The organism is Cupriavidus sp. WS (genome assembly GCF_000395345.1).
Classification (GTDB): Bacteria; Pseudomonadota; Gammaproteobacteria; order Burkholderiales; family Burkholderiaceae; genus Cupriavidus; species Cupriavidus basilensis_B.
In genome coordinates, this window is the sequence record NZ_AQPL01000517.1 from 1 (window position 1) to 3,033 (window position 3,033).

The 3,033-nt window shown below is 71.8% G+C and carries 3 protein-coding genes; 2 read left to right on the forward strand and 1 reads right to left on the reverse strand.

Annotated elements, in window-relative coordinates; all coding sequences use genetic code 11:
• A partial coding sequence (locus K206_RS44470; protein WP_231401721.1) for a hypothetical protein occupies window positions 1-229 on the reverse strand: 229 nt, incomplete at its 3' end.
• Between the two features lie 103 nt (window positions 230-332).
• On the opposite strand from K206_RS44470, the gene K206_RS0133240 reads away from it, so the two are divergent.
• On the forward strand, window positions 333-1,184 hold the full coding sequence (locus K206_RS0133240) for a DUF1571 domain-containing protein (RefSeq protein WP_052166042.1): 852 nt from the start codon (window positions 333-335) through the stop codon (window positions 1,182-1,184).
• A 265-nt stretch (window positions 1,185-1,449) separates the two neighbouring features.
• The gene (locus tag K206_RS0133245) at window positions 1,450-2,817 is read left to right on the forward strand and encodes a DUF2957 domain-containing protein (RefSeq protein WP_020206620.1); all 1,368 of its coding nucleotides are present in this window, start codon (window positions 1,450-1,452) and stop codon (window positions 2,815-2,817) included.
• The last annotated feature ends 216 nt before the right edge of the window (window positions 2,818-3,033 follow it).

Sequence of the window (3,033 nt, forward strand, 5' to 3'; positions counted from 1 at the left end):
GACCGCCGGCGCGCACGGCCGCGCCTTCCGCCGCCCGGCCGCGCGCTTCGCCCGGTGGCGGGGTCTTGCCGTTCCACGATCCCCGCCGCCGCCCTGGCAACCCGCGCCCAGGCAATCCGCTTCGCCGACCCGCCGCGTGCCGCGAGCACGCGCCGGCCCGCTGCTGCCCGCGTTTTCGCGCCACGCGCGCCTGGCGCAGCACGGTGCCGTGACAGGAGACCCGCATCATGAAGCCACGCTCTTTCCAGACGCTGCGCCAGGCCTTGCGCGCATTCCCGGGGGCCCGGCCCGCCGGCCTGCTGCGCGGCCTCGCCGCCGCCGGCGTGATCGCAATGGCGCTGCCGGGCGCCGCGCATGCCCAGGCATCCGTCACACCAGCCACCGCCGCCACCGCCGCCACGCCGGCCGGCACCGCCTACGACGGCCTGTCCGCGCAGCAGCAGGCCGCGCTGCTCTCGAAGCAGGTCGCCGGTGGCGAGCTCGCGAAGCTGCCCGACGAGCCGCTGCTGGCCGTGTTCAACGCGCTCCAGCCCGAGACGCCGCTGCTGTGGGCCAAGGCGGAGGTGAGCCGCTATCCCGAGTACGAGTACTGGATGACGCGCCAGGAGCGCCTCAACGGACAGTGGCAGGACCAGCCCGCGCGCATGCTGATCCGCTACCGCCACGCGCCGCGCCAGCTCTATGCGAAGTGGCTGCCCGGCGGCAGCCAGGCCGGCCAGGAGATCCTCTACGACGAGACCCGGCGCAAGGACGAGATGTACGGCCACCTGGGCGGGCTGCTGGGCTTCACCTCGATGTGGATCGCGCTCGACGGCACCATCGCGCGCGCGCAGTCCAACCACACCGTGCGCGACCTCGGCTTCCAGTACGTGGTGGCGATGCTCGAGCGCGACGCGCGCTCGCTGCGCGCGGCCGGCCTCTCCGAGCGCTTCGCGCGCGCCGAGATCGTGCAGGAGCAGGGCACGCGCATGGTGGCGCTGACCTGGGAGCTGCCCGCCGGCGCGCCGCGCTACTACGCCAAGCGCGTGCAGCTGATGCTGGACCTCAAGAACCCGTGGCCGCGCGTGGAGACCGCGTGGGATGCCGATGGAAACATGGTGGAGAAGATTGTCTTCGAGAAGGCCGTGCGCAAGACATTCGACACCGACACGTTCGACGCGAAAAACGGCGACTACAGGTTCTGAAACCATGCCGCCGGACCCGGCGCCGCGCGGGGAAGCCGCGCGCGCCGTTTGAATTGCGCCGCGCGCGCGGGCGCGCCGCGGTTTGAACAGGCGGCGCGAGCGCCTGCATGGCGGTGGCGGGCGCGCGGCGCGCGGTGTTTGGAACGGGCGCTCTATTGACGCTCGCGCGGGCGAACGGCGAGAGTCGCTGCACAACGACTCATATACAAGACCGGACAAACCGGCACGACACAAAAATACAAAACCGATAAAAAGGAGACAAACGATGGCCCGCTTGAATGTATTCAACGGCCTTGCGGCGCTGGCTGGCACAAGCCTGGCGCTGACCCTCGCCGGCTGCGGCGGCGGCGATGCGCCAAGCCCCGGCTCGGCCGAGGTCGCATCCTGCGCCAGCACCGGCAGTTGCCCCGCCAGCGGCCCCGCGCAGTCCGGCCCCGCGCCAGCGCCGCTGTGCCCGGCCTCGCTCGACTACGCCACCGTCTATACCGGCGGCTCGGGCGGCGGCGAGTTCGTCAAGATGCAGTTCGACACCACGGCGCTCACGTACCGGCTGCAGATCCTCGAGTCGCCGGTGCCCAAGGCGCCCGGCAGCGTGCAGCCCACGCGCGCCGGCGTGACCTACACCGGCACCATCGCCCGCCTGACCTCGCTGCCCAGCGCCGAGCAGAACCGCTGCGCGCTGGCCATCCGCAGCGCGGTGCCGTCCGACGGCGGCGCGCAGGCCGTCATCGACCCCGCCGACCCGCCCATCATCTTCGTCGGCAACGGCGTGGCCGGCGGCGGCATCCCGGGCGCGACGATCTCCTATCCCGGCGTGGACCTCGGCATCGGCGCGCCGATCGGCGCCATCCCCGCGAAGACCTTCCCGATCTACCCGGTGCTGGCGTTCGCCGAGACCGAGACGGACTTCGCCAAGGTGGCGGGCACCTACAACATGCTGGGCTACCACCTAGTGCCGTCGGGCGGCAACCTGTTCCCGGCCGGCAACTTCATCCCCGCCACCGCGCAGACCGTCGAGACCCTGAACGCGGACGGCACCTGCACCGCGGCCAGCGGCAGCTGCCGGTCCACCGGCAACCCGTGGCGGCCGCGCGCGCAGAACGACGGCGCGTTCGAGAGCAACAACGACGCCGGCACGCGGCAATACCCGTTCTTCTACACGCAGTCGCTGGTCAGCGGCCCCACCACCAAGGCCAAGGGCATCCTGGTCGCGGGCAAGCTCAACGGCGCGCTGGTGCCGCTGCTGATCCGCACCGGCTACGCGCACATCGACCTGACCGACCTGCTCGACCCGATCAACGTGGACGACGAATCGGGCCTGGCCTTCCTCGCCCCGGCCGCCACGCTGACCAGCGCGCAGCTCAACGGCTCCTACGTCGGCTCGGGCAGCGATTTCGTCTACACCTCGTCGATCGTGCAGGACAAGCTGGTCGGCCTGGTCGACCCGCTCACCACCAACGTCAAGGGCGCCTTCCAGCTCGACTTCTCGCAGGCCCGCCCGGGCCAGATCGGCACCACCGACAACAGCGGCACCACCGGCACGCTGATCGCCACCGGCCACGCCTTCGCGCACCTCGCGGGCACCGGCGGCGCCAACCCGACCTTCCGCGTCAGCGTATTCGCCAGCCCCTGAGCCGGCAGGCATCGAAGCCTGCCGCGCGCGCCCGGAGGAGGCGCGCGCGGCGGCCGGCAGCGCACGGTGCCGCCTCACGGCACCCGCGCGGAAAAACAGAACAACAGGCCAGGAACCACGCGCCGCACACAAGGCGCTTCAGGAGACAGACATCATGCACAAGGCCCCCCTTTTCCCGTCGTCCGGCGCGCGGCCGGCGTTCTCTTCGCCGGCCCG

What these genes read in the sequence shown, in the direction of transcription:
- K206_RS0133240 (WP_052166042.1), top strand. Translation starts at nt 333, where the DNA reads ATGGCGCTGCCGGGCGCCGCGCATGCCCAGGCATCCGTCACACCAGCC.
- K206_RS0133245 (WP_020206620.1), top strand. Translation starts at nt 1,450, where the DNA reads ATGGCCCGCTTGAATGTATTCAACGGCCTTGCGGCGCTGGCTGGCACA.